25 protein-coding genes are annotated in these 24,560 nt (G+C 54.3%); 7 read left to right on the top strand and 18 right to left on the bottom strand.

The genetic code is table 11. The features are described 5' to 3' along the window. Positions 1-25: 25 nt before the first annotated feature. The 11 genes from WJU16_RS21175 to WJU16_RS21125 all read right to left on the bottom strand — a co-directional run bounded on the left by WJU16_RS21175 (position 26) and on the right by WJU16_RS21125 (position 11,107). On the bottom strand, positions 26-1,582 hold the full coding sequence (locus tag WJU16_RS21175) for a S46 family peptidase (protein WP_341835397.1): 1,557 nt from the start codon (positions 1,580-1,582) through the stop codon (positions 26-28). After that, a complete protein-coding gene (locus tag WJU16_RS21170) occupies positions 1,521-2,231 on the bottom strand; it encodes a S46 family peptidase (protein WP_341835396.1) in 711 nt (236 codons plus the stop codon). Before WJU16_RS21170 ends, WJU16_RS21175 begins: the two co-directional genes overlap by 62 nt. Before the next feature lie 102 nt (positions 2,232-2,333). After that, complete coding sequence (lpdA, locus tag WJU16_RS21165) at positions 2,334-3,740, bottom strand: dihydrolipoyl dehydrogenase (protein ID WP_341835395.1); 1,407 nt, start codon at positions 3,738-3,740, stop codon at positions 2,334-2,336. Between the two features lie 158 nt (positions 3,741-3,898). Beyond that, the gene (locus tag WJU16_RS21160) at positions 3,899-4,558 is read right to left on the bottom strand and encodes an outer membrane lipoprotein carrier protein LolA (RefSeq protein ID WP_341835394.1); all 660 of its coding nucleotides are present in this window, start codon (positions 4,556-4,558) and stop codon (positions 3,899-3,901) included. 101 nt (positions 4,559-4,659) lie between these two features. Continuing rightward, complete coding sequence (locus WJU16_RS21155) at positions 4,660-6,252, bottom strand: DNA translocase FtsK (RefSeq protein WP_341835393.1); 1,593 nt, start codon at positions 6,250-6,252, stop codon at positions 4,660-4,662. Positions 6,253-6,260: 8 nt separating this feature from the next. Next, positions 6,261-7,298 (bottom strand): DNA translocase FtsK 4TM domain-containing protein, encoded by a 1,038-nt coding sequence (locus WJU16_RS21150; RefSeq protein WP_341835392.1) that lies wholly within the window; start codon positions 7,296-7,298, stop codon positions 6,261-6,263. 42 nt (positions 7,299-7,340) lie between these two features. Then, positions 7,341-8,420, bottom strand: a complete 1,080-nt coding sequence (locus tag WJU16_RS21145; RefSeq protein WP_341835391.1) for an alpha/beta fold hydrolase — start codon at positions 8,418-8,420, stop codon at positions 7,341-7,343. Positions 8,421-8,490: 70 nt separating this feature from the next. After that, positions 8,491-9,555, bottom strand: a complete 1,065-nt coding sequence (locus tag WJU16_RS21140) for a hypothetical protein (RefSeq protein ID WP_341835390.1) — start codon at positions 9,553-9,555, stop codon at positions 8,491-8,493. 28 nt (positions 9,556-9,583) lie between these two features. Then, on the bottom strand, positions 9,584-9,970 hold the full coding sequence (locus WJU16_RS21135) for a DUF423 domain-containing protein (protein WP_341835389.1): 387 nt from the start codon (positions 9,968-9,970) through the stop codon (positions 9,584-9,586). After that, the gene (locus WJU16_RS21130; protein ID WP_341835388.1) at positions 9,963-10,469 is read right to left on the bottom strand and encodes a shikimate kinase; all 507 of its coding nucleotides are present in this window, start codon (positions 10,467-10,469) and stop codon (positions 9,963-9,965) included. Before WJU16_RS21130 ends, WJU16_RS21135 begins: the two co-directional genes overlap by 8 nt. After that, entirely contained in the window at positions 10,466-11,107 is a 642-nt protein-coding gene (locus WJU16_RS21125) for a 4'-phosphopantetheinyl transferase superfamily protein (RefSeq protein WP_341835387.1), read from the bottom strand. Before WJU16_RS21125 ends, WJU16_RS21130 begins: the two co-directional genes overlap by 4 nt. A 67-nt stretch (positions 11,108-11,174) precedes the next feature. Here WJU16_RS21125 and dcd point away from each other — a divergent pair, with 67 nt between their 5' ends. Next, positions 11,175-11,711: a dCTP deaminase gene (dcd, locus tag WJU16_RS21120; RefSeq protein WP_341835386.1), complete on the top strand. Its 537-nt coding sequence runs from the start codon at positions 11,175-11,177 to the stop codon at positions 11,709-11,711. Positions 11,712-12,360: 649 nt separating this feature from the next. Here the strand turns inward: dcd and WJU16_RS21115 are convergent. From WJU16_RS21115 to WJU16_RS21100, 4 genes are all read right to left on the bottom strand, one after another. Beyond that, entirely contained in the window at positions 12,361-13,593 is a 1,233-nt protein-coding gene (locus WJU16_RS21115) for a serine hydrolase domain-containing protein (RefSeq protein ID WP_341835385.1), read from the bottom strand. 191 nt (positions 13,594-13,784) lie between these two features. Beyond that, complete coding sequence (locus WJU16_RS21110) at positions 13,785-14,744, bottom strand: TlpA disulfide reductase family protein (RefSeq protein WP_341835384.1); 960 nt, start codon at positions 14,742-14,744, stop codon at positions 13,785-13,787. Beyond that, positions 14,636-15,013, bottom strand: a complete 378-nt coding sequence (locus WJU16_RS21105; protein ID WP_341835383.1) for a hypothetical protein — start codon at positions 15,011-15,013, stop codon at positions 14,636-14,638. The genes WJU16_RS21110 and WJU16_RS21105 overlap by 109 nt, the downstream gene beginning before the upstream one ends. A gap of 1 nt (position 15,014) precedes the next feature. Beyond that, positions 15,015-15,698, bottom strand: coding sequence for a YggS family pyridoxal phosphate-dependent enzyme (locus WJU16_RS21100; RefSeq protein WP_341835382.1), 684 nt, complete (start codon positions 15,696-15,698; stop codon positions 15,015-15,017). 204 nt (positions 15,699-15,902) lie between these two features. Here WJU16_RS21100 and WJU16_RS21095 point away from each other — a divergent pair, with 204 nt between their 5' ends. Together WJU16_RS21095 and WJU16_RS21090 are read left to right on the top strand one after the other, a co-directional pair. After that, positions 15,903-17,042 carry an acyl-CoA dehydrogenase gene (locus WJU16_RS21095; RefSeq protein WP_341835381.1) on the top strand — a complete coding sequence of 380 codons (1,140 nt, stop codon included), beginning with the start codon at positions 15,903-15,905 and terminating at the stop codon, positions 17,040-17,042. Positions 17,043-17,076: 34 nt separating this feature from the next. Then, a complete protein-coding gene (locus WJU16_RS21090) occupies positions 17,077-18,024 on the top strand; it encodes an arginase (RefSeq protein ID WP_341835380.1) in 948 nt (315 codons plus the stop codon). A 63-nt stretch (positions 18,025-18,087) separates the two neighbouring features. On the opposite strand, the gene WJU16_RS21085 is transcribed toward WJU16_RS21090, so the two are convergent. Beyond that, a complete protein-coding gene (locus WJU16_RS21085; protein ID WP_341835379.1) occupies positions 18,088-19,170 on the bottom strand; it encodes a DUF3810 domain-containing protein in 1,083 nt (360 codons plus the stop codon). A 23-nt stretch (positions 19,171-19,193) separates the two neighbouring features. On the opposite strand from WJU16_RS21085, the gene WJU16_RS21080 reads away from it, so the two are divergent. Next, a complete protein-coding gene (locus WJU16_RS21080) occupies positions 19,194-20,081 on the top strand; it encodes a fructosamine kinase family protein (protein ID WP_341835378.1) in 888 nt (295 codons plus the stop codon). Here WJU16_RS21080 and WJU16_RS21075 read toward each other — a convergent pair. Then, positions 20,078-21,772, bottom strand: a complete 1,695-nt coding sequence (locus WJU16_RS21075; RefSeq protein ID WP_341835377.1) for a response regulator — start codon at positions 21,770-21,772, stop codon at positions 20,078-20,080. The two genes, WJU16_RS21080 and WJU16_RS21075, sit on opposite strands and share 4 nt — an antisense overlap. Then, the gene (locus tag WJU16_RS21070; RefSeq protein ID WP_341835376.1) at positions 21,658-22,329 is read right to left on the bottom strand and encodes a PAS domain S-box protein; all 672 of its coding nucleotides are present in this window, start codon (positions 22,327-22,329) and stop codon (positions 21,658-21,660) included. The genes WJU16_RS21075 and WJU16_RS21070 overlap by 115 nt, the downstream gene beginning before the upstream one ends. A gap of 412 nt (positions 22,330-22,741) precedes the next feature. Here WJU16_RS21070 and WJU16_RS21065 point away from each other — a divergent pair, with 412 nt between their 5' ends. From WJU16_RS21065 to plsX, 3 genes are read left to right on the top strand one after another with little or no spacing between them, the layout of a single operon-like run. Further along, entirely contained in the window at positions 22,742-23,281 is a 540-nt protein-coding gene (locus WJU16_RS21065; protein WP_341835375.1) for a DUF177 domain-containing protein, read from the top strand. A 30-nt stretch (positions 23,282-23,311) separates the two neighbouring features. After that, on the top strand, positions 23,312-23,506 hold the full coding sequence (rpmF, locus tag WJU16_RS21060) for a 50S ribosomal protein L32 (protein ID WP_109698752.1): 195 nt from the start codon (positions 23,312-23,314) through the stop codon (positions 23,504-23,506). A 48-nt stretch (positions 23,507-23,554) separates the two neighbouring features. Next, positions 23,555-24,505, top strand: a complete 951-nt coding sequence (gene plsX / locus WJU16_RS21055; RefSeq protein ID WP_341835374.1) for a phosphate acyltransferase PlsX — start codon at positions 23,555-23,557, stop codon at positions 24,503-24,505. Positions 24,506-24,560 lie beyond the last annotated feature (55 nt).

Raw genomic sequence — 24,560 nt, 5'->3', positions numbered from 1 at the left:
GCTTCCCTTGTTATCAAACGATGCACTATGCCGCCTTTTTGCGCATGGGCACCACTTTCGCTTTCTTGGGATGTACGAGTTTCATCTCTTCGATCAGGTGTTTGGCACCGGCGAATTTGTCCACTACGAATAATACGTAGCGGATATCCACCATGATGTTGCGGCAGATGGAGGCATCGTAGTTAATGTCGCTCATCGTGCCTTCCCAGGTGCGGTCGAAATTGAGGCCGATGAGGTTGCCGTACCCGTCCAGGGCCGGGCTGCCGGAATTACCGCCGGTCGTATGGTTGGAAGCGATGAAGCACACCGGCATTTTACCATTCTGCCCGTACTGGCCGTAATCTTTGGCGGCATGGAGCTGGCGGAGTTTTTCGGGGACGTCGAACTCGTAATCGCCGGGTTTGTATTTTTCCATCACGCCGTCGAGCGTGGTCATGAAATCGTATTGCACCGCGTCGCGGGGCGCGTATCCGTCCACTTTTCCGTAAGTCAGGCGCAGGGTGCTGTTGGCATCGGGATAGAAGCGGCGGTCTTTCAGCACATCCATTTGCGCCTGCATGTAACGGCGCTGGAGGCGGTTGATGTCGGACTGGATGGCGTCGTGCGGTTTGCTCACCAGTTCGGCGTAGCCATTGCGCAGGCCGATGAGGAACCTTGTGGCGGGGTCTTTCCAGATATCGGTGGCCACGGTAGCGTAGGGGCGCTCCACGAACGCTTTCAGCGCGTCGAAGGAGATCAGCGCGGATTGGCTGTAGAGCTTGTTGGCCGTGGTTTTCCCGTCTTTATTCGTTTCCATCCAGATCTGGTAGGCTTCGCCGCCGATCTTGTTGGAGGGCACCTCCTTGAAGTAAAGATCAAACAGTGCGGTAGCCACGTCGCGGTCTACATCCAGGTTGTAGTTTTTAAAGGAAGTTTGTGCGGAAGCGAGGAATTTTTCCCGCAAAGCCGGGTATTGATCTTCGCCGGCGGCGCGGGTCTCCTGCAGGAGGTTCACCAGGTTATTGGCCAGGGTGAACATTTCCACGTTGCGGACGAGCTCGGTGTAATAATCCCGGGCCACGGCATAAGGCGCGAGGTCGTTGTAAAGATTATTGAGCGAATCGAGCAGCCCGCCGTATTCGTTGCGGAACGCGGGGCTGGCCTGCACCAGCCCGGTGAAGCGTTTCTCATACGCCAGTTTCCGTTCGATACCCCCGGTCGCGCGCACACCCTGCATCTCCCCGATCCATTTTTTCCAGGCATTGGCAGTTGACGCCTGCTTGGCGGCGTACTGGATCTTGATCTGCCCGTCTTTGCGCATATACCCGTCGATCACTTTGAGCGCTGCGTCGCGCATGCCTACGCGGGCGGGATCCTGCCCTTCCACGATCAGTTGCATGGCGCGGGAAGGCAGGTATTCGTTCGTACGGCCGGGAAACCCGAACACCATGGTAAAGTCGTTTTCCGCCACGCCGTCGAGCGAAATGGGCAGGAAGTGTTTCGGCTGCAGGGGCACGTTTTCAGCGCTGTAATCGGCCGGTTTATTGTCTTTCCCCGCATATACCCGGAACATGGAGAAGTCGCCGGTATGCCGGGGCCACATCCAGATTGTCGGTATCCGCGCCGAATTTACCGATGGAAGAAGGCGGCGCGCCCACGAGGCGGACGTCTTTATACGTCTCGGTCACGAATAGGAAATACTGGTTGGATTCGAAAAACGGCTTGATGAGCACATCCTGCCAGGATGCTTTATTTGCGCCAGACTTGATGGCGGAGAGGTTTTTATCGATGGCCGACTGCCGTTCGCGTTCTCCCGCTCCCGGGTTTACGCCTGCGAGGGCTTGTTTGGTCACGTCTTCGATGCGGACGATAAAAGTAGCGGTGAGGCCCGGATTGGGCAGTTCCTCACGCTGTGTGCGGGCCCAGAAGCCGTTGTCGAGGTAATTGTTTTGGAGGGAAGAATGTTTCTGGATGGCGTCGTAGCCGCAGTGGTGGTTAGTGAGGAGCAGGCCTTTTGACGAGATGATCTCCCCGGTGCAGAATCCTCCGAAGCTGACAATGGCATCTTTCAAACTGCCTTTATTGACATTATAAATGTCTGACGCGTTGATTTTTAGTCCCATTCCCTTCATTTCCTTCTCGTTCAGCGAGCCCAGCAGGTGGGGTAGCCACATCCCTTCCGTAGCGGAAGCGGATAAGCGGATGGCGATAAAAGCCCCCAGCAGCAGGTATAGTTTGATAGATTGCCGCATAAGTTTGATTTGGTGAAACAAAGCGGCAATTTAAGGAAAGCGCGGAACATGAAAAAAGGCCGTCCGGGATGGACAGCCTTTTTACTATTCGGAAAAATTGCATTACAGGTGGATTGCCTCGCCGTAAGCCGCTTCGATGGCATCTTTCACCGCCTCGGCCATGGTCGGGTGCGGGTGGATGCTGTTGAGCACTTCCTGGTAAGTGGTTTCCAGGGTGCGTGCGGTAACGGTTTGTACGATGGCTTCGGTCACGTTCGCGCCGATCATGTGGGTACCCAGCCATTCGCCGTATTTGGCGTCGAAAATCACTTTTACGAAACCTTCGGTAGCGCCGGCGCCAACAGCCTTGCCGGAAGCGGAATAGGGGAATTTGCCCACTTTCACTTCGTAACCGGCTTCTTTGGCCGCTTTTTCGGTATAACCCACGGAAGCGATTTCCGGTGTGCTGTAGGTACAGCCCGGAACGTTGTTGTAATCAACGGGCGTGGGCTTATGGTTGTATTTCTTCTCGTTGTAAGCGATGGCTTCCACGGCGATGATCGCTTCGCGGGAAGCTACGTGCGCCAGCGCCTGGCCGGGAACGATGTCGCCGATGGCGTATACGCCGGCTACGTTGGTAGCGTAGTATTTATCTACCAGCACCTTGCCTTTGTCGGTTTTAACGCCCAGGGTTTCGAGGCCGATGTTTTCGATGTTGGCGGTGATGCCCACAGCGCTCAGTACCACGTCAGCTTCCAGGGTTACTTCGCCGGAGGCGGTTTTTACCTTGGCTTTAACACCGGTTTTGGTGGCTTCCACGGCTTCTACGGAAGCGTTGGTCATTACGTCGATGCCTTTCTTTTTGTAGATTTTTTCGAGTTCTTTGGAGATATCCTCGTCTTCCACCGGCACGATGCGCGGCATGAATTCAACGATGGTCACTTTCGTGCCCATGGTAGCATAGAAGTACGCGAATTCCACGCCGATGGCGCCGGAACCTACCACGATCATGCTTTTGGGCTGCGTGGGCAGGTTCATGGCTTCGCGATATCCGATAACGGATTTGCCGTCGATTTTCAGGTTTGGCAGCTCGCGGGAACGTGCGCCGGTAGCCAGGATGATATGTTTGGCTTCATGAACCGTGGCTTTGCCGTCTTTATCGGTCACTTCCACCTGCCCTTTCGCTTTCAGTTTACCGTTGCCAAGGATCACGTCGATTTTGTTCTTCTTCATGAGGAACTGAACGCCCTTGCTCATTTTGTCGGCCGCTCCGCGGGAACGCTTGATTACCGCCGGAAAATCAGCCTTCGCGTCGCCTACGGTCACGCCGTAATCTTTGGAATGCTGGATATATTCCATTACCTGCGCAGATTTCAACAATGCCTTGGTTGGGATACATCCCCAGTTCAAACAGATACCGCCCAAATTCTCCCGTTCTACTACCGCTGTTTTTAAACCCAGTTGTGAAGCCCGGATAGCTGCCACGTATCCACCGGGACCGCTACCAATTACGATTACGTCGTATGCCATATTGCTTGATTTTTAAAATAAACGTGGCAAATGTAATAAAAAAAGGAAAGTACCCCATGATATCCGCCCAGAGATGACAATGCCGGGATAGTAGGCGTTCCCGGTAATAAAAAAGCCCCCTTGCGCAGGGGGCCCTTCCAATATCTTCCGGTCGCTAATTACCTGAGATCCACTACTTCCACACCAGGATGCTTTTTCGCGTCGAACGTGAACATCTCATCCGTTACCGCACCGTTCGGCTGGAAACTGTTGATTTCATATGTATACCGGTTGCCGTTTTTCTCAAATACTTTCATCCGCGCCAGGGTGGATGTTTTCTTGTCCACATCGATCAGCACTTTGAAGAAAGGCTTGGATTTGTCCGTCGGCGTCAGTTCGATATTCTGCAACACCTTCCCTTTCTCGGTGGTTTCGCCGTTCAGTTTGTACAGGAAATCCTTATCGTAGAAATTGGTGAAAATCTTCGCCGGCGTCATGCCCTGGCTGCTTTGATCCACGTTGTTGATGGTCACTTCATTCACATCTTTGGCATATGTCCAGGAGGTTTTATTGTCGCTGATGATTTCCTGGTCACCCATCACCACTTTATATTTCGTGCCTTTCACGTATACAGATCCCTTCCTGGAATCGGATATGCTGTTGTTGGCGCCTTCTACTTTCAATACGAAATTGGCGATAACAGATTTGAGGGACTTGAATTTCTTGCTCACATTGTCCAGCACCGCCTTGGCTTTGGGATCGTTTTTCCCGGTTTGTGCCACAGCGCCGCCCATCAATCCGCAAAGAATCAGGCCCGTAAATACCGTTTTCTTGATCATTCTGTTCATTTTAAGTTTTATCTCTGGTAAGATAGACAAATGTTATGCCGGGACGTTTAAATCCCGCTGTTAAAGAAATGCAAAATTATTACAAATAATGTTTATAACATACTATTGAGGATCTCTTCCAGGTCCGATTCCGATTTCACGATCACGTCGCGCGCCTTGCTGCCCATGTTCGGCCCCACGATCCCGGCGGCTTCCAGCTGGTCCATCAGCCTGCCTGCCCTGTTGTAGCCCAGTTTCATCCGGCGTTGCAATAATGAGGTCGATCCCTGCTGGTTCTGTACGATCACGCGCGCAGCTTCCTCGAACAGCGGATCGCGGTCGGCCAGGCTGAAATCCTTCCCTTCCATGTCTTTTTCGTCGATATATTCCGGCAGCAGGAACGCATCCGGGTAACCGCGCTGCTCGCCGATAAATTCGGCCACGCTTTCCACTTCCGGCGTATCCACGAAGGCGCACTGGAGGCGTACCACTTCCCCGTTAAAGGAAATGAGCATGTCCCCCTGCCCGATGAGCTGCTCAGCCCCGCCTGTGTCCAGGATAGTGCGGGAGTCGATCTTGGACGACACCTTGAACGCAATACGCGCCGGGAAGTTCGCCTTGATCGTACCCGTAATGATATTCACCGACGGGCGCTGCGTGGCGATGATAAGGTGGATGCCCACGGCGCGCGCCAGCTGCGCCAGGCGGGCGATCGGCATCTCCACTTCCTTCCCTGCCGTCATGATCAGGTCGGCGAACTCATCAATCACCAGTACGATGAACGGCAGGTAACGGTGGCCCTTCTGCGGATTGAGGCGGCGCTGGGTGAACTTGGCGTTGTATTCGCGGATGTTGCGCGTACCGGCTTCCTTCAGCAGGTCGTACCGCAGATCCATTTCGATACAAAGCGCGTTCAGCGTATGCACCACTTTTTTGGTATCGGTGATGATCGCGTCTTCCTCTCCCGGCAGTTTCGCCAAAAAGTGCTTCTCGATCAGTTTATACAAACTCAGCTCCACCTTCTTCGGGTCTACCAGCACGAACTTCAGCTGCGACGGGTGTTTCTTGTACAGCAGCGAAACGAGCAAGGTATTAATACCCACGGATTTACCTTGTCCCGTGGCACCCGCCATGAGCAGGTGGGGCATTTTGGCGAGGTCGGCGATAAAGTTTTCGTTGTCGATTTTCTTGCCGATAGCGATGGGAAGGTCCATCTGGCTGTGCTGGAATTTATCCGATGCCAGCATATTGCGCAGCGAAACGATGGTCTTTTTCACGTTCGGCACCTCGATCCCGATCGTACCGCGGCCGGGAATGGGCGCGATGATACGGATTCCGAGCGCGGAAAGGCTCAGGGCGATATCGTCCTCCAGGTTTTTGATCCGGGAGATGCGGACGCCCGCCGCCGGTACGATCTCGTACAGGGTAACAGTAGGCCCAACGGTAGCGCTGATCTTCTGGATAGAAATATCGTAGTTCTTGAGGGTGTCGATGATCTGGTTCTTGTTCTTTTCCAGCTCCGAAGCATCCTGCACGATCTTGTCGGACCCGTGGTTCTCCAGCAGGTCGAGCGCGGGATACTTGTAGTCGCGCAGGTCGAGGGTAGGCTCGTAGGGGTCTACCGGCACTGTTTCGCGGACGGGCACGATTTCTTCCACTTCTTCGTCTGTCGGATCTTCGTACACCGGCTTGATCTCGAAGGCCACGTCTTCCGCTACGCGTGGTTTGCGCGGCGCGGGGGCGGAATGTCGAGCGGAATCGGCGCGGGAGTTGCGTCAACGGGCGGTTGCGGCGCTGGCTCGGGTTCCGTTTCGTGGATGGTGAGTTTCAATTCCTCCAGCGCCAGGTCTTCCGGTTCCGGTTCAGGCATCTGGAACGGCGGAGGCTCCGTGGCGAAGGGGGCCGGTTCCTCCCGCTCCACCAATTGCAAAGCCGGGTCGAATTCCTCTATTTCTTCCTTGAAAACGGGCGCGGCATCGCCTTTCAAGCCGTTATAGCGATCATTGATGCTGGGTGCGTTCCGGTAATCTTCTTCCATCCCTTCATCTTCCGCTTCTTCTTCCGCATACGCCGGAGTAACGGCCTTGGCAGGTTTGGGTTGCTTTTCCGGCCATTTGAAATCCAGGTTGAATTTCCAGATGAGCCAGCAAATGCCGGAAGTGATCAGCAGCAGGCCGGTCCCGGTTTTACCGAGGAAGCCACTCACCCATTTGTTCAGCGCATCGCCCAGGGCGCCGCCCCAGGGGAACGCGGATTTACCGGTCAGGAACGCGAACGTCATGCTGAGGAACAGCAATCCGAATAGGATGTATTTCACATTCCGCCAGAAACGGAAAACCCTCCGGCCGACGATGAAATTAATCCCGATAATGAAAAAGAAATAGGTAAACAGGTACGACGCAATGCCGAAACCTTTATAGAAAAACCAGTGCGATGTAAACGCACCGAGCCTGCCCAGCAGGTTGTCCACCTCCACATCGTCGCGGAACAAAACGGACGAGGAATAGCGGAATACCTTATCCTGATCTTCTTCCCAGGTAAAAAGATAAGAGGTGAACGCGATAAAACAATACAGCGACAACAACAGGAAAACCGCACCCAGCACTTTGTGCGTGCGCTCATCCTTCACCAGTTCCCGCACTTTCACTTCCGGTTCCTTGTCCGGCTTGAGCACGTCGGGATTGGGAGCCGGTGCCTCCACTTTCTTCTTTTTCGGTTCTTTCTTCTCTGATTTCAGTTTGTTTCCTGCCATAATCGAAATCAAAATTAACTATTGCCGGGCCAATCGCGGAAATTATTTCGCCAGGCCCGTGGTTTGCCGGATCCATTCGGTCATCACACCGAGGGCCGCCGGAGATATGGTTTCCGTCAGGGTCTTGTATTCAGACACCTGACAGGTATTGCATTGCTGGAAAAGATGGTTGAGGCCCGGCAGCTCACGGATCGTGGCCTGCTTCACCCCGTTCTTCCAACCTGCCAGGTGTACGCTGCTCACCACCTGGATGTCTTTATCGCCATTCAACGCCAGCACCGGGCATTTTATGGCGGCAAAATAGGGTTTTGGATCGAAACGGACGATGGAAAGGTACTCGGGCGACATATACTGCGCCGTTACGGCCCTCACGAAAGGCTCCTCCGGCTGCACGGCTTTCAGGTTGGGATTTTCGTTGTATTGCCTGCCGGCGTTGCGCATGATGCGCGCCCGCAGCGCAGCGGTATCCTTTTCCTGCACGATGGCGTCCATCATGGCGCGCTGGTAACCGAGCTGCATTTTAATAATGGTGTCTGTAAGCTGATACAACCGCAGGATGGCTTCGGTCTGGCTCATGATCAGCTCCGCGCCGTCAACGCCGGGGCCCGCCATCGAAACGAGGAAAGCCACGCCGGGATCTTCCGATGCCATGATCTGCCCGATGGCGCCGCCTTCGCTATGGCCGATAATGCCGGCCTTTTTAGCATCCACGTCTGGGCGGGAACGGAGATATTGCATCGCGGCCTGCGCGTCGCGCGTGAATCCGGAAATATCACTGCCTTTCATGTCGCCGCCGCTTTTGTTCGTGCCGCGGTCGTCGTACCGGAGCACGGCAATACCGTTGCGGGTGAGGTGATCGGCCAGCACAAGAAAAGATTTATGTCCGAAGATATCGCTGTCGCGGTCCTGCGGGCCGCTCCCGCTAACGAGGATCACAGCGGGATATTTTCCGGCGGCTTCCGGGCGGGTAAAAGTGCCCGCCAGTTTGAAGCCGTCTTTCGCGTTATCGAACGTCACCTCTTCCGAAAAATAGGGATACGGGGGCTGGGGATGTTGCGGGCGTTCCTGGCCACGGGCCACGGTGCCGATGGCAAGACCGAGTATGATAAGGTATTTGTACATCTTCAACAGTTTTTGCCGTCGCCGCTCATGCATTCAAAATGTATGCTGAAATGGCAGGCTGCGAAAAAAATCAACGGCTGGTTTTCAACACATCCCGTATCCAGCCGGCGATTTCCTTCAACACAGATTCGGACGGTTGTTTATGGCCGCTATTGGAAAGATAATGATTCATTCCGGGAAATGACCGGATAGTGGCCCCGGGTATTTGCTGCTTCCACGCAGAACTGTGGGCGGACGGGGCGATCAGCTCGTCGTTCTCTCCAAACAAAGCCAGCACGGGACATTTCACCCGGTTCATGTATTCCGTTGGATTGTAGGTGGCGAAAGCGATCATTTCCGGCAGCGAATACGTCTGGATAAGCATGAGCGCGTACCCGGTTTCCGCATTGTCAGGAATCTTCTTTTCCAGCCGGAACTCCCGCTCGAAGCCGATGGCGGCTCTTTTCAATTGCAGGAGGAGTGAATAATGCGGCTGGCCGGCACCTGCAATTTTCATGAGCACCTCACCTTCCCGGGCCGCGCGTTCCCTGAAGCCGGGTTCCTTATCCGCATGCACGGCCAACATGAAATTCGCCATGGTAGCAGGGCTTCCCGCGCCCTGCGCCGCCATTGGCACAAAGAAGCGAAGGGTGGTATCCTGCGCGGCTATCATCAGGCCTGCGGCGGCGCCGGCGTTGTGAGCAACGATACCGGTTTTGCGGGGATCCACCTGGGGAAGGGAACGTAATTCCTTCAGCGCGTCCGCTGCGTCGCGGGCAAGGGTGGCGTAACTGCCGTTCGCGGCGGCGTTGCGGTCGTCGAAATATAAAACGGCGAAACCCTCTTCCGCGAACGTCTGCGCGATCCGTTCGAGAACGGTGGCGGAGAATGCGGCGGCGTCGAGGTTGTAGGATGCATTGCCCGGCAGCAGCAGGATGGCGGGGTGTTTACCTTCTTTCCCGGGGCGGGTGAAAACGCCTTTGAGGCGGAAAGAGTCGTTGGCGACGGGGATCTGTACATCCTGCCGGAAAACCGCGGGTTTGTCCGGACGGAGGGTTACCGTTTCATAATCTGCTGGATCGAAAGGTTTTTCCTGTGCGAAAAGGGCGCAGCCGATCATCAGCTGCAACCCGGTGAGGAAGGCTTTTTTACGCATGGTTGGAGATATGGCGGATATGCGGAAATTATTTTTTGAGGATGCCGATCAGCAGGCTGATCCATCCGGCGATGAAAAGCAGTCCGCCGATAGGCGTGATGGCGCCGATGCCGCGGAGGCCTACGGTTTCAGTGGCTTTCAGCATCGTGAGGATATACAGCGAGCCTGAAAACAGGAGGATGCCAAGCAAGAAAAAGCGCCCTGCCCACACGAGTTGCGGCGAAGGGATGTGCGCATACAAAATACCCACCGCCAGCAGTGCAAATACGTGATAGAACTGGTAAGTAACGCCGGTCTGGAAAGTACTCACGGTTTCCGGGGGCACAAGTTCTTTCAGCTTATGCGCGCCAAATGCGCCAAGGATCACGGAGAGGGCGCCGAGGGCGGCGGCCCATACTAAATACGATTTATGCATGGTGGATCAGTTTGTCAAAAGTTTCCAAAGATATCTCATCGTCACTGATGATCACCTGACTTTGCTCATAATATGGCTGGCGTTCCAGCAATTTTTTCTCGGTAAAGGCGGCCAGGTCTTCCGGCGTGAGGTCCTGGATAAGGGGGCGCTTGTGCTGTTTGCGCTGCAGCCGCTCCACCATCACCCCTACCGAAGGATTGAGCCAGATCGTTTTACCGTTCTCGTTCATGAAATCCATGGTATCGGAGAAACAAGGCGTTCCGCCGCCGCAGGAAATGAGGAAGCGGTCGTTATCGAGCGCCAGTTCGCGGAGCAGGCGGCTTTCCAGCTCCCGGAAATAGGTTTCGCCTTTGGTGTTGAAGATATCGGCTACGGGCATGCCTTCCGCTTCCACGATCACGTCGTCGAGATCGAAGAAAGGGAGGTCCCAATGCGCGGCGAGCTGCTTGCCCCAATAGGATTTTCCGGCTCCCATAAACCCCAAGAGAAAAATTTTCATTGCTGGTTCGGTTGTTTGTTTTCCCCGGCCGTCCAGGCGAGGCATAGGTTATTGTCGATGATGTACTGCAGATCCAGGCAGGCCATGCGGTCTTCCTTCAGAAAGTCGCAGACGAGCATTCCCGCCTGCTGGAGCGGAAAGGCCTGGAGCTGCATGTTGGCTTTAAAGTCGAGCCCGCCGAGGCCGTACCATTTGTAAACGGCTTCTTTGGCCGACCAGCAAACGGTCTGGTGTTCGAGCCGGCTGATGCCGGAGATGAACTGCCGTTCGCGTTCGGCGAGGAACTTGTGGGCAACGCGGCCGATTTTTGGTTGCACGTTTTCGATATCAATGCCCACATGTTCGCGGGTGCTCACGATGGCGGCGGCAAAATCGCCGCAATGCGAGATGGAAAAATAATAAGGATTTCCGGGAATATATGGTTTCCGGCTGTCGAGTTTCCGGATTTCATGCACGGGCAGCTCGGGGAAAAGCTCCACAAGGAGGTAGCGCCCTGCGAAATGCTGGAGGCGCTTGTGGGGATGGTGGACGCCGGGGTCGATGTTCACCCTTTTCCTGAAAAACCCTTCTTCTTCACCAATTTTCCACACTCCCAGCCGGGTGGCCGGATCGATTTGTATCGTTCGTATTAAAGCCATAAATTCGCCGCTTAAACGCGAATTTAACGGGAATTAAGCAACCGGCCTAACCTAAACACCATCACGCATGATCTTGTCTGACAAAAGAATTCTGGAAGAAATTGAAAAGGGCACCATCGTGATCAGCCCTTTCGACCGGAAATACCTCGGTACCAACTCGTATGACGTGCATCTGGGTAAATACCTGGCCACGTATGCGGACCGTGTACTGGATGCCCGCCGGCACAATGAGATCGTGCATTTCGAGATTCCGGAGGAAGGCTTTGTACTGCAGCCCAACACGCTTTACCTGGGCGTTACGCACGAATACACGGAAACCCACGCCCATGTGCCCTTCCTGGAAGGCAAGAGCAGCACCGGCCGCCTGGGGATCGATATCCATGCCACCGCCGGCAAAGGCGACGTAGGCTTCTGCAACACCTGGACGCTGGAGATCTCTTGCGCCCAGCCCGTCCGGATTTATGCCGGCATGCCCATCGGCCAGCTCATTTACTTCGTGGTGGAAGGACAGATCGAAACGCTCTACAACAAAAAAGGCAACGCCAAATACAACGGCCGCACCGTTCGCCCCGTGGAATCCATGATGTGGAAGAACGAGTTTTAATCCGTTACAACCGATTTTGGAAGGGCTGTACCAGACCGGTACGGCCCTTTTTCGTTGCCGCCCCCGCTGAAATCCAGCCATCCGGTGTCCCTAATTTTACTACGGCTTTGGCATAGGCCAAAAGCCTCCGCAATGAAGGGTTGCAGTATATATGTCCTGCCTTTGTCCTGCCTTTGCCCTGCCTATACCATGCCTTTGTCCTGCCCTTTATAAAAGGCAGGACATACCCAGGATATATGCGGGTTATAGGCGGGGTAAAGGCTTGTTAAATTAGTGGCAAGCCGCCTTTTCCCGTGGCGAAAACCGCTAGTAAATCCGCATTGCACCTTGATTATCAGAGCCATTACTGAGAAATCCGGCCTGCTCGTCCTGCCATACATGCGATGGACAGGCTCCCGCATTGCGTAGCTGGGGTTTGCCATGCATTGGAACTTAGTGCAGCCGACAAGCGATCCGGTTTTTTTGCTGCGCAAGGGGTTGCTGATGCCGCAGCAGCATAAAAAAGGCCGGCTCGTGAATGAGCCAGCCCCAATATTGTATGTTTGAGACGATATTCCGCCTTTTCTACTCCAGCGCCCCGTAAACCAGCATCCTGAACTTGCGGACGGACACCCCGTACCAAGCGTACGGCTCCCATGTCCCACCATAACTATTCCAGCGCCCCGTAGGCCAGCATCCTGAACTTGCGGACGAACTCCCCGTACCAGGCGTAGGGGCTCACGTTGGTGAACACCAGCATGATGATGCCTTCTTTGGGATCGATGGTGTACTCGGAACAATAAGCGCCGCCCCAGGTCAGTGAGCCGGGGCTCGCCTGGTCGCCGTAGCGCGAGTCTTCCGTGATGATCTGCAGGCCCAGTCCGAACTTGTCGTTCCTGTCCCACACAAAGCTCCCGCCAATCTGGTTGCGGCCCATCAGGTCTACCGTTTTGCGCGACAGCAGCCGTACATTGTTGAAACTGCCTCCATTGAGGACCAACTGGCAAAGCCGGGCATAATCCGCGGCAGTGCTCACAAGCCCGGCCCCGCCCAGGAACAACGTTTGCTTGCCGGCGACAGGGTAGGTGCGGTTGGCTACGCTCCCGTGTACGGTCAGCGGCGAATCGATGTGCCCTTTTGCGTAAAGCTCCACGAGGCGTCCGGCTTTGGAGGGTGGCAGGTAGAAGTAAGTATCTTGCATACCGAGGGGAGCAAAGATCCTTTCGTGGAAGAAGTCCTTCAGGCTTTTGCCCGATATCACTTCCACGATCCTGCCGGCCACGTCGGTATTATACCCGTAGGTGAATTGCTCGCCGGGATCATGTACCAGGGGGCGTTTGGTGATTTGTTGCACGAGCGTCTCCATTGTCAGCCCGTTGAGGTCGCTCAGGTACGTACTGGGCTCCTTTACCGTAGGATGCTGATATGGTATCCCGGCGGAGTGCGATAAGAGATGGCGGATGGTGGGTGCGGTTTTAGGGGCGCGGGTGGTACCATCCTTGTCCAGGACCTGCACGTCCTTGAATTCCGGGAGGAATTTTGCGATGGGATCGTCCAGGAAAAGGCGCCCTTCCTCATACAGCATGAGCACGGCCACGGTGGTGACCAGCTTGGTCTGCGATGCGATGCGGAAGATATCGTCCGTCCGCGCTGGGGTTTTCTTTTCCAGGTTACTGAAACCGAACGCTTTATGATGCACGATCTGCCCCTTCCGGGCGATAAAAGTGACGGCATTCGGCGCGAGCCCCTGCGCCACGGCGGCTTCGAAAAAACTATCTATCCGGTGAAGGCGGACTGCCGAAAAACCGGCGGACGCGGGCGTGGTGGCTTTGCGGAAAGCCTGCTGGGCAAATACCGGCACTGCCAGCAGCAGCGCCCCCAGTACAACAAGGGATCTTTTCATACGTGAAATCTTGGTCTTGAACCCTGAAATATAAAAAGATTCCTCTGCTTTTCCTATCAGGCATGCTCCAGCAAAAACGCCGCGTCGATCTTCAGCTGCAGGTGCAAAGCGGACAATATCTCCGGTTTTCGGAGATATTAAAAAAACCGGACGCGTTAACGCCCGGTTTTACCTTATATCCTGGATGTCGCCTATTGCAGCAAACGGTCCATCAATGCGTTAAATTCCTTCTTGTAAGTTTCGTAGTGCTCGCCCGTACCCGGACCGTTAAACCCGGTATGCACCTCCACCACCTTGCCGCTCCGGTCAAGATAAATGGTCGTCGGGAAGCCCTTCAGTCCCGTCAGCTGCGGCAACGTCTTCTCCGTTTTCTGCGGATCGGCGGGCGTTACCCCCGTAATCAACACCGGGTACGTCACGTCAAACTTCTTTGCGAACCCTTCCGCGGCTTTCTTCGACTTTTCAAAATCCGTTGTGCGTTCATATGCCAGCATCACGATCTCCACCCCGCGGTCCTTATTCTCCTTATACCACTCGCTCAGGTACGCCGTTTCGTCCATGCAGTTCGGGCACCAGGAGCCCGATACCTGCACGATCACCGCTTTATTCTTAAACCGCTCGTCTTTGATGGAAACCGTTTGCCCGTTCAGGTCCGGGAATTTGAAATCGAGCGTGGCGCCGGGTTCTTTCACCGTGTTCAGCGTGGTGGCGTCCTGCAGGCGCGCGCTGCTATCTTTCCGCGCCGAAAACTGTTGCCGGGCGGTAATCCCCGCCAGGAACTGCCCGCCGCTGATGGTGGAATCATTTTCAACCAGCGCGGTAAACAGGTAGGCATGCGACCCGTCGAAAGTCGAAAGCTTGAGGGAATCCCCGTCCACCACGCCCTGCAGGTAACGGTAATCGCCGGAAGTGGTGAGGAAGGTACCCGTTACCTGGCTGCCCGTTTGCACGAACTCCCCGATAGCGTAGGTACTGTCGGAACCCGGGCCATCGTAAAACCAGGTGGGCCAACGGCCTGTAATACTGCGGGTAGCGGGTTTCGTTACGGCGAAGCGCTCCGATTTCCCGGGTTGCGCGTAGAAGTCGATATCCACGTCTTTGTCGGCGAGGTGCCGTATCCACTTCCCTTGCAGGCTGCCGTTGAAATACACTTCCGCTTTGAATTCGGAGTCAAAAAAGGCATGCGGATGAAGACGGAGTCTTCCTGCATCCGCACTTCGTCGACGCGCATGCGTTCGCCTGCGTTGGTTACGTAAATCACCTGCGAACCGGCGCTGTCCGCCACTTCGAAGTTGAAGACGATCTGTCCGCCGTCGGCCCGCGTGAGCTGGGCCTGCCAGGGGCCTTTCGTGAGCCCGGCCTGGCGCGTGGGCGTGCAGGCGCTGAAGGCCACGGCGGCTATCAGTAAGAGTTTTTTCATGCTATTGTTTTTGTGCGTAATTCCTGGCGCCGAACAGCAGGCTGCCGATGCGGACGAGCGTGCTGCCTTCTTCCAGGGCTATCGTATAATCGCCGCTCATGCCCATGGAGAGTTGGCGGAATTCATCCGTTACGGGAAAATATTTTGCTTTGGCGGCCGCCTGCATCTCTTTCAACCGGCGGAACTCGCCGCGTACCTGCGCAAGGTCGTCGGTATTGCTGGCCATGCCCATCAGGCCCGCGATGCGGACGTTCGGCAGGGTCACGGATTGCTCCAGCACGCCTTCCAGCTCCGCTTCGCTGAAGCCGAACTTCGTTTCCTCGGTGGCGATGTGCACCTGCAGGAGGCAATCGATAATACGGCCGTTTTTGGCGGCTTGCTTATTGACTTCCTGGAGAAGTTTGAAGCTGTCGATACCGTGGATCATGCTCACGAAGGGAGCGATGTATTTGACTTTGTTGCTTTGGAGGTGGCCGATGAAATGCCATTGGATGTCTTTCGGAAGCAAGCCTTCCTTTTCCACCATTTCCTGCACGTAATTTTCGCCGAATATCCGCTGGCCGGCATCGTAGAGGGCCCGGATAGATTCGGCAGGTTTGGTTTTTGATACGGCTACCAGCTGTGCGCGGAAGGGTTGGATCTGCCCGAGCACATGGTGGTAGTTGGGTAAATTCACTGCCATCATCCTACAAAAATAATAGACTTTTCTGACTTACGGACAGTTGGCAACAGGAATTCGTCCAATAAACGGGGGGAGTTATTATTAAAATATTCAACAATACGGGAGAAAAACGGGTGAGTTTTTAATTCTGCCGCGCTGATTTTTTTAGGTGCCTATTTTAAGATAGGTTTGTAAGCACCAACAATCTTCTTTAAAATTCAATAGAACATGCATTTTCAGTTAACGGAAGAACATCTGATGATACAGAAAGCGGCGAGGGATTTTGCGGTGAATGAATTATTGCCCGGCGTGATAGAACGCGACGAGCAGCAAAAATTTCCGGCGGAGCAGGTAAAGAAACTGGGGGAGCTGGGCTTTCTCGGCATGATGGTAAGCCCCGAGTACGGAGGCGCCGGGCTGGACACGATTTCGTACGTGCTGGCGATGGAAGAGATTTCAAAAATAGACGCGAGCGCCTCCGTGGTGATGAGCGTGAATAATTCCCTGGTTTGCTGGGGACTGGAAACGTACGGCAACGAAGAACAGAAGAGGAAATACCTCGTTCCCCTGGCCAAAGGCGAGATCATCGGCGCATTTTTGCTGAGCGAGCCGGAAGCGGGATCAGACGCTACTTCGCAGCGGACCATCGGGGAAGACAAGGGCGACCACTACCTGGTGAACGGCACCAAAAACTGGATTACCAACGCCAATTCGGCGAGCGTGTACCTGGTGATGGTGCAAACGCATCCCGAACTGGGCAGCAAGGGCATCAATTGCCTCATAATAGAAAAGGATTCCCCGGGCATCACGCTCGGCGCGAAGGAAAACAAGCTCGGCATCCGCGGGAGCGATACGCACAGCGTGATGTTCCAGGATGTGAAGGTGCCGAAAGAAAACCGGATCGGGGAAGACGGGTTCGGGTTTAAATTCGCGATGAAGACGTTGGGCGGCGGCCGTATCGGTATTGCCTCCCAGGCGCTGGGGATCGCCAGCGGCGCGTATGAACTGGCGTTGAAATACAGCAAGGAAAGGAAAGCCTTCGGCAAAGAGATTTCCCAGCACCAGGCCATCCAGTTCAAACTGGCGGACATGGCCACCAAGATCGAAGCCGCGCGCCTCCTCTGCCTGCGGGCCGCCTGGGAAAAGGACAACCACATCGATTATACCCTCAGCGGCTCCATGGCCAAGGTATTCGCTTCTGAAACCGCCATGTGGGTAGCCACCGAAGCCGTTCAGGTTCATGGCGGATACGGTTATGTCAAAGAATACCACGTAGAGCGCCTCATGCGCGACGCTAAAATAACGCAGATCTATGAAGGCACGTCTGAAGTCCAGCGCATCGTGATCGGCCGGAGCATCCTCGGCTAAGATCCCGCTTCAGCGGCCCACACCAAAACATTGTATGAAAAATATCAAGATCATTGAAGTCAAATCCGAAATTGGCGCAGGCACACGCGGCGCCAGCCTGGGAGTAGACGCGATCAAGATTGCCGCGCTTGATTTCATGAGCAATTTCTTCGTCCACTTCCCCACGGAAGAAATCGAGACGGAAAACAAATTGCTTTTCGAACCCATCGAATCTCCCTACGCCAAACGCATCAAAGGCACCATCAACATGTATGAACGCGTCAGCAAATCCGTTTGCGACACGATCAAACAAAACTGGTTCCCTGTGGTGCTTTCCGGTGACCACAGCACCGCCGGCGCCACCATCGCAGGCCTCAAGCTGGCACGGCCCAAAGCCAAACTGGGCGTGATCTGGATCGACGCACACGCCGATCTCCACACCCCCTACACCACGCCCTCCGGCAACATGCATGGCATGCCCCTCGCCGCTTCCATCGCGGAAGACAATATCGAGAACAAAGTCCACGAGCTCGACGATAACACCGTCAAACTCTGGGGACAGCTCAAAAACCTCGGCAAGATCGCTCCCAAAGTACTGCCGGAAGATATCGTCTTCATTTCGCTGCGCGACTACGAAAAAGAGGAAGAACACCTCATCCGCAAATACGGCATGAAAGTGATCACCACCAACGAAGTCCGCCGCAAAGGCGCGGAAGCCGTGGCCAGGAGTGTGTTCCGTTACCTGCACGATTGCGAGTACATTTACGTCTCTTTCGACGTCGACAGCCTCGACGCATCCATCTCCCGTGGCACCGGCACGCCGGTAAGCAACGGGCTGCGCGAGCGCGAAGCGGAAGACCTCATCTCCAAATTCATGCAGCACCGTAAAATCTGCTGCTTCGAAATCACCGAAGTAAACCCGACGCTCGACCGTGAAAACCTCATGGCCGAGATCGCCTTCAACATCCTGCAGCGCAGCGTGAACGTATTGATGATGAACTGAGACATTTTTTCCCAGCATAAAAAATGCGCCCTCTCCGGGGCGCATTTTTTTATTTCGCGGATGCTAACCTTTTATGCGGTAGTAATCCATCAACCAGCCCACCACTTCGCTGTAACTACGGATGCCGTGTTGCTGGTTGTTGGCTTTCAGGTAGGAATCGTAGAAAACGGCGGAGAATTCGTCTACCGGGCCTTCGAATTGCCGGTAGAAGTCGATGAGCCGCTTTGCATCCGCGCGGATGCCGGGGTGTGTTTTGTTCCAGACGAGGCGCGCGAGCGGAGGGTCTCTCCTGGCCAGGCGCCTCACCGTATACAAGAGCATTTCGAAGTTGGCGGCATATTGGAACCTGGGATCGGGATACCGGCTGGCGGCGAGGTAACCAATAAAATTAGCGTCCTCCTCCGGCGCAAACCCGATCTGGTGGGCAATCTCGTGGCAGGTGACGAACGGCACCTGGAAGGCCGGGACCGTCGTGTTTACCTGGGCTTCGTTGGTAAAGGGGTTGAGGTAACCGGTAACGCCCAGGTAGTTGAGATATCTCCCGAACATGGATTTTTTGACGGAAGGGATGGAATAGCGCAGGGAAGGTTGCAACCGCGCCAGTTGGCCATATGCTTTCGCCGCATCGGCGAATACACGGCGGGGCAGCGTATCTGGAACGGCAGGCAGGGCTTCCAGCGCGGATTTATCGCGGTTGGTGAGTTTTACGAGCGTATCGGCCAGGAGGTAGAGATCGGCTTTCGTGTACGGCTGTACGTCGAACCCAAGTTCCTTTACCATCGAACTGCGTTGATAATGAGCGCCCCAGAAGAGGAGGAAGAAAAAATACAGCCAGCAAAGGGAGGATGCGGCCTTCAGGAGCGCATATCCCAGTGCTTTCCATTGCGCCGTGAAGAGCCGCCAGATTGATTTTAATAAAAAAATAATCCCTATTATAACCCAAACGCAGTAAATTACATCGCCTATGCTGCCCGTGAATCGACCGAACAACTTTCTGAACAGCGTACTGATGAAATCGTACCACCTATGAAAGTAGATCCCTGCCAGCCATCCGTCCACCGCGACCGCCCAGGTCAGCAGGAAGATGCCCGCCAGCCCGAGCGCTATTGATATCAAAGGTTTTCCGAACCGGTATTCTTTTTCCATTTTTAAGTGTAAGCGAAAGGAACATGTTAGACTTCACCATTCAACAGGAACTTGAAAAATCCCTCACCGTCCATCTTCAACTCTCCGTGAAATTACAGATAATTCACGCAGAGCGGATACACGGGGGAGATATCAACGAAACTTTTCGCATAGACACTACGCAGGGCCGTTTCTTTCTCAAGATGAACGATGCCGCGAAGCACCCGGAGATGTTTGCGCGGGAAATGTGCGGGCTGGAAGAGCTGCGCCTTCCGGAAGTGATTGCGGTGCCCCGCCCCATCTGCAGCGGCGTGGCCGGCAACCGGGCTTTCCTGATAACGGAATACGTGGAAAAAGGCGCCGCTTCGCCGGATTTCTGGGAGAACTTCGCCGCTTCGATGGCGAGGATGCACCAGCAAACGCGCCCCTGGTTCGGGCTGAACACTTCCAATTACATCGGTTCCATCAAACAATACAACACGCCTTATTCCAGCTGGGCTGTTTTCTATGCCATGAACCGCCTGCTCCCGCTGGCAAAAATGGCGTTCGACAATCACCGGCTCGACAGCCAACTGATGCAGCGCCTCGAAAAGATCTGCCGCAAACTCCCGGAGTTGTTCCCCGAAGAGCCGCCGGCACTATTGCACGGCGATCTGTGGAGCGGTAATTTCCTCGTGGCGCAAAACGGCCGCGCCTGCATCTTCGACCCGGCCGTGTATTTCGGCCACCGCGAGATGGACATGGCGATGACACGCCTGTTCGGCGGGTTCGACACGCGGTTTTACTACACCTACCAGGCCATCCACCCGCTGGAGCAGGGATGGCAGGAAAGGCTCCCGCTTTGCCAGTTGTATCCCCTGCTGGTGCACCTCAATCTCTTCGGAGGCAGTTACTATTCCGACGTGAAAGAGGCGCTGGAGCAGTTCAACTAAATCTGGCCGCCGCCGGCCATGAAGGCCTGCATTTTCCGCAATTCATTTTCGATGATGGGAAAGAAACCGTTGACTTCTTCCACGATTTCGCCGAGGAGGGCGGGGATGGTATCGAGGTTTTCGTTGTGGCGCAGGAGGTTTTCCATCGTCTCCAGTTTGGTGGTGATCCAGGTGAGCCCTACCATCGAGAAGTTGGGCTTGATCTTATGGACCTGGAACCGGAGGGTTTCCCAATCGCCCGCATCCGCCACTTTCCGGATCTTCATCAGCTCGTCGCGGATGGTAAGCACGTAAATGTCGAACAGGTCGATGGCGTACCCGATATTGCTTTCGTACAGCGTGTTAAGGTATTTGACATCCAGGTCAGGATGGAATTCGTAGCCGCTAATATTTTGCACTTCCATAATGATTTCGGTTTCGTCTTCGTTGAGGTATTTGTTAAGTACCTGCAACAGCTGGTCGGGAGTATAAGGTTTCGTCAGTATCTCAGTAATGCCGATGCTGCGGGCCATGGCGAGGGTGCTCGGCATGGCGGTGGCGGTGGTGGCGATCACGGGGGTGGCCACGTTGGGCCGCGATTCGTCTTCCCGGATCTTGCGGGCCAGCTCGAAGCCGTCCATTCCCGGGATCCGGATGTCCATCAGCACGAGGTCGAACTGCTTGGATTCCAGGAAATACAGGGCATCCGGGCCATTGGTGGCCAGTTGGTAGTTGATCCTGTATTTTTCGAGGAGGCTGAGGATGTACTTGAGGTTCATGGGGTTATCTTCCACAACCAGCACCCTGGCCTGCCCGAAATCGATCCGGGCGTATTTGTTTTCCACATCCTGCCCGCCTTGCCGCACTGCGGACCGCCGGGTGTCGATGAACGGCAGCGTGAAGGTGAAGCAGGTGTTATACTCCCCTCCTTTCTCCACGGAAATACGCCCGCCCTGCAATTCCACCAGCTGTTTGGCGATGGCCAGGCCGAGGCCCGTACCGCCGTAGCGCTCGCGGATGTCTTTCTCCGCCTGTTTGTAGTTCTGGAAAATCAGCTCCAGTTTGTCGGCCTGGATGCCGATGCCGGTGTCACAAACCTGGAAGCGGAGCCAGAGCGCGTTGGCCTGGAGCTCATCGAGGCTCACTTTGATGGCAATTTCGCCCTCCTTGGTGAATTTTTCCGCATTACCTAATAAATTCATGAGGATCTGGTTCAAAATCATATCGTCTCCGATGAGGAGCGAATCGATACGTTTGTCCAGTTCCACCGTCACCTGGATCGGCCGCTGGCCAAGCTTCATCTGGAAGGTGTGCTTCATGCTCTGGACCAGTTCGCGGAGGTCGAACTCGCGGGGATGCACTTCCTGTTTGCCGGCTTCGATTTTGGAGATATCGAGGATATCGGTGATGAGCCCGTGAAGGATGCCGGAGGAGTGTTTGAGTATTTTGATGTATTCTTTCTGTTCGTCGTTGAGGGCGGTTTCTTCGAGCAGGTGGGCCATGCCGATGATCGCGTTGAGGGGCGTCCGGATTTCGTGGCTCATGTTGGCGAGGAACTCTTTTTGCGTGCGCTGGGCTTCTTCGGCGGCCTGTTTGGCTACTTCGAGCTCGCGCTGGAGGTGTTTTTGGGGGTGATGTCCATATGGATGCCCACACCGCCGATAGCCTTGCCGTCGCGGTCGTAGATATTGCCCGAGCTGGCGATCACCCATTTGCGGGTGCCATCTTTCAGGACGATCTCCATATCATATAATAAGGCCACTTTCTTTTCCACGCGGTACCGGCGGAGGTTGCGGGCGTAGTCGCGGTTTTCTTCGGGCACAAAGATGTCGGTGATGTTATTGCCGATGAGCTCTTCCTCTGTGTATCCGGAAAGGCGGCAGAAGCTGTCGTAAACTTTGACGATGTTGCCTTCCAGGTCGGTTTCGCAGAGGGCGGCGTTGAGGTTGTCGAGTATGACGCGGTATTTCTCATCGACGCGGCGGAGTTCTTCGGCGGCCTGCCGGTGGCGGGTAACGTCTACGATCTGCCAGATGGATCCGGCGAACCGGGGGCCATCGTACACGGGCATATAGCTGATTTCGAAGATGCGGCCGTTGCGGAAGGGGATCTCCCAGCCGAAGAAAGGCTTTCTTTTCCGCCTTAACTCTTTCATTTTCAACTCAAAAGCTCCGGAATCATACACTTCGGCGGCAAAATGGGCGGTCATGGCCCGGTAGGTAAGGTCAAGTTGGTTACCTTTGTACGTCCCGGCGTGGAAGAATTCCATGAAAACGTCGTTCCCCCATACAAAGCGGTGTTTTTCGTCGGTGACGAGGACGCCGGCGTTGGTGTTGCGGAGGAAAACGGCGATGGAAAGTGCGAAAACGGGGGTGCTCCCCCGGCGTTCGGGGGTACAGTAAGTGAGTTCATCGGGTGTGTCCGGCCTATTCTGTCTTTATCTGACATATCTTCGGGGGAATAGGGGGAACTGGAGGATTTCATGAGGCATGTGCAAAAAATGGTGATGCAGAGCGCGATATGAAGTTAGCAAAAATGGCGCAACTTACTAGCTGTAAATATCTGACATTTTTATATATTTTGTTATATAATATTAGCCTGAGAATCAACAAAAGTAGGAAATTTTTGCTTTTGGAAATATTTGTTTACCTTTGCATCCCTCTAAAAGGGAGGATTTTGATATGAAGCAACTCCGCGAATTTGACATAGCTTTTGTAGGTCTGACGCCCGGGGTGCATACATTCCAATATCAGATCGACGGCAACTTTTTCGAGAAGCTGGGTGCCGAGCCGGATTTTTCCGACTGTCACGCCACAGTCAATCTTACTTTAGATAAGAAAGCGGGATTTTTCCTGTTGAAGTTCGAGGTGGGGGGAAGACTGACAGTTACCTGCGATCGTTGCGGTCAGCCATTCGAGATGCAACTCTGGGACGATTTCAACCAGGTGATCAAACTGGTGGACAACCCGGAGGAAATGAGTGCCGATGAAGATCCGGACGTGACTTATATCAGCCGGACGGAAAGCCACCTGAACGTGGCCGACTTCATTTACGAGTTCATCAACCTGGCCATTCCCATGCAGCGCATCCATCCGGACGACGCCAGCGGGAAAAGCGGATGCGATCCGAAAGTGCTGGAGATGTTGGAAAAAATGAAACAACAGGACGAACAACAGGCCAATCCGATCTGGAAAGGGTTGGAAAAGTTCAGGGATAATTAAAAACGTATTCAATTTTAAAAATTAAATAAGATGCCGAATCCTAAACGCAGACACTCGCAACAAAGATCAGCAAAGAGAAGAACACATTACAAAGCGTTTGCTGAAACTTTAAGCACCGACAGCGCTACCGGCGAAGTGCACCTGAGACACCGTGCTCATTGGGTAGAGAACAAACTGTTCTACAAAGGAAAAGTTGTTTTGGAAAAACAAGCTGCTGCTAAATAATAATTTTTACTAATTTTACCCCCGAGCACACAAGACAAAACACAGTTCATGAGAATCGGGCTTGATATGATGGGCGGCGATTATGCCCCCGCAGAAGCAGTAAAAGGAGTTAAATTATTTTTAAGCAAAGCATCTGATGCCCATCTGATGTTGATTGGTGATGAGCAGGCCTTAACACCCCTCCTCACAGAAGCAGCGTTAGACCAGTCAAGATATACCGTTGTTCATTCATCCCAGGTAATCGGGATGAATGAACATCCTACCAAAGCTTTAAAGGAAAAGCCGCATTCTTCCATCTCCATCGGCTTCCATCTCCTACAAAACAAAAAGATTGACGCTTTCATCAGCGCCGGTAACACCGGGGCCATGATGGTAGGCGCCATTTACTCCATTAAAGTCATCGAAGGCATCCAGCGGCCTACCATTTCCACCATCCTCCCCCGGGAAGACGGCTCCACCGGCCTCCTGCTGGACGTGGGCATCAACGCCGACTGCAAACCTGAGAACCTCGTTCAGTTCGCCATCCTCGGCTCTTTATATGCCAAATACATCCAGGGAGTCGAAAATCCGAAAATCGGCCTGCTGAACCTCGGAGAAGAAGAAGGAAAAGGAAACCTCCTCGCGCAGGCCACCTATCCCCTCCTCAAAGAAAATCCCCTCGTTAATTTCGTTGGTAACGTAGAAGGCCGCGACGTGTTCAAAAACACCGCAGACGTCATCGTTTGCGAAGGTTTCACCGGCAACGTGGTCCTCAAACTCGCCGAATCCTTCCATGATATCGCCGTAAGGCGCAATATCAAGGACGAATACCTCGACCGGTTCGACTTCGAGCAATATGGCGGCACTCCCGTACTGGGCGTTGCTGAACCCGTTATCATCGGTCACGGCATCTCCGGCGAACGCGCTTTCTGCAACATGATCGTGCTGGCCGAACAGATGATCCAGACCAAACTCCTCGAAAAAATCCGCGAAAGCTTCGTGGTTACACCGGAAGCATAAGTTATACCTGCAACAGACACACCTTAATTCATTCGAAAGGGCTCCGGTAACGGCG

Origin of the sequence: Chitinophaga pollutisoli, assembly GCF_038396755.1 — a bacterium.
GTDB lineage: Bacteria > Bacteroidota > Bacteroidia > Chitinophagales > Chitinophagaceae > Chitinophaga > Chitinophaga pollutisoli.
The sequence above is the reverse complement of the archived record's forward strand: the minus strand, read 5'-3'. Positions and strand labels throughout refer to the sequence as shown.

Excerpts from the sequence above, each read along its gene's own strand:
- WJU16_RS21085 (WP_341835379.1), bottom strand. The coding sequence starts at position 19,170 with ATGGAAAAAGAATACCGGTTCGGAAAACCTTTGATATCAATAGCGCTC.
- WJU16_RS21105 (WP_341835383.1), bottom strand. The coding sequence starts at position 15,013 with ATGAAAAAACTCTTACTGATAGCCGCCGTGGCCTTCAGCGCCTGCACG.
- dcd (WP_341835386.1), top strand. The coding sequence starts at position 11,175 with ATGATCTTGTCTGACAAAAGAATTCTGGAAGAAATTGAAAAGGGCACC.
- WJU16_RS21125 (WP_341835387.1), bottom strand. The coding sequence starts at position 11,107 with ATGGCTTTAATACGAACGATACAAATCGATCCGGCCACCCGGCTGGGA.
- plsX (WP_341835374.1), top strand. The coding sequence starts at position 23,555 with ATGAGAATCGGGCTTGATATGATGGGCGGCGATTATGCCCCCGCAGAA.
- WJU16_RS21175 (WP_341835397.1), bottom strand. The coding sequence starts at position 1,582 with ATGTGGCCCCGGCATACCGGCGACTTCTCCATGTTCCGGGTATATGCG.
- rpmF (WP_109698752.1), top strand. The coding sequence starts at position 23,312 with ATGCCGAATCCTAAACGCAGACACTCGCAACAAAGATCAGCAAAGAGA.
- WJU16_RS21135 (WP_341835389.1), bottom strand. The coding sequence starts at position 9,970 with ATGCATAAATCGTATTTAGTATGGGCCGCCGCCCTCGGCGCCCTCTCC.
- WJU16_RS21170 (WP_341835396.1), bottom strand. The coding sequence starts at position 2,231 with ATGCGGCAATCTATCAAACTATACCTGCTGCTGGGGGCTTTTATCGCC.
- WJU16_RS21130 (WP_341835388.1), bottom strand. The coding sequence starts at position 10,469 with ATGAAAATTTTTCTCTTGGGGTTTATGGGAGCCGGAAAATCCTATTGG.
- WJU16_RS21065 (WP_341835375.1), top strand. The coding sequence starts at position 22,742 with ATGAAGCAACTCCGCGAATTTGACATAGCTTTTGTAGGTCTGACGCCC.
- lpdA (WP_341835395.1), bottom strand. The coding sequence starts at position 3,740 with ATGGCATACGACGTAATCGTAATTGGTAGCGGTCCCGGTGGATACGTG.
- WJU16_RS21090 (WP_341835380.1), top strand. The coding sequence starts at position 17,077 with ATGAAAAATATCAAGATCATTGAAGTCAAATCCGAAATTGGCGCAGGC.
- WJU16_RS21075 (WP_341835377.1), bottom strand. The coding sequence starts at position 21,772 with ATGGGTGATCGCCAGCTCGGGCAATATCTACGACCGCGACGGCAAGGC.
- WJU16_RS21070 (WP_341835376.1), bottom strand. The coding sequence starts at position 22,329 with ATGGAATTCTTCCACGCCGGGACGTACAAAGGTAACCAACTTGACCTT.
- WJU16_RS21095 (WP_341835381.1), top strand. The coding sequence starts at position 15,903 with ATGCATTTTCAGTTAACGGAAGAACATCTGATGATACAGAAAGCGGCG.
- WJU16_RS21080 (WP_341835378.1), top strand. The coding sequence starts at position 19,194 with ATGTTAGACTTCACCATTCAACAGGAACTTGAAAAATCCCTCACCGTC.
- WJU16_RS21160 (WP_341835394.1), bottom strand. The coding sequence starts at position 4,558 with ATGATCAAGAAAACGGTATTTACGGGCCTGATTCTTTGCGGATTGATG.
- WJU16_RS21145 (WP_341835391.1), bottom strand. The coding sequence starts at position 8,420 with ATGTACAAATACCTTATCATACTCGGTCTTGCCATCGGCACCGTGGCC.
- WJU16_RS21115 (WP_341835385.1), bottom strand. The coding sequence starts at position 13,593 with ATGAAAAGATCCCTTGTTGTACTGGGGGCGCTGCTGCTGGCAGTGCCG.
- WJU16_RS21140 (WP_341835390.1), bottom strand. The coding sequence starts at position 9,555 with ATGCGTAAAAAAGCCTTCCTCACCGGGTTGCAGCTGATGATCGGCTGC.
- WJU16_RS21100 (WP_341835382.1), bottom strand. The coding sequence starts at position 15,698 with ATGATGGCAGTGAATTTACCCAACTACCACCATGTGCTCGGGCAGATC.
- WJU16_RS21150 (WP_341835392.1), bottom strand. The coding sequence starts at position 7,298 with ATGGCAGGAAACAAACTGAAATCAGAGAAGAAAGAACCGAAAAAGAAG.